Annotated in this window: 1 protein-coding gene; it reads left to right on the forward strand. The window is 66.3% G+C overall.

The features are described from left to right. On the forward strand, nt 1-273 hold a 273-nt coding region (locus CVH10_RS20500), incomplete at both ends, for a cellulase N-terminal Ig-like domain-containing protein (RefSeq protein WP_369335916.1).

A 273-nucleotide genomic window follows, 5' to 3' on the forward strand; every position in this document is an offset into this window, starting at 1 on the left:
GAAACCCAAGGACCGAAGACGGCCACCGTCGAGGACCAGACGACCCGCCCCCTGCCCTGGCGGATCGTCGATCGCTCCGGTGCCGTCGTCGCTCAGGGCGCGTCAAAAGTCTTCGGCCAGGACGCCGCCTCTGGGCAGAGCGTCCACACGGTCGATTTTCAATCGCTGCAGACCGACGGCGAAGGCTACCGCCTGATCGTGGGATCGCACGAAAGTCGCCCCTTCTCGATCCAGCAGCATCCGCACGCGCGACTGAAGTACGACGCCCTGGCC

Origin of the sequence: Halomonas sp. ND22Bw, from assembly GCF_003011945.1 — a bacterium.
Classification (GTDB): Bacteria; Pseudomonadota; Gammaproteobacteria; order Pseudomonadales; family Halomonadaceae; genus Halomonas; species Halomonas halophila.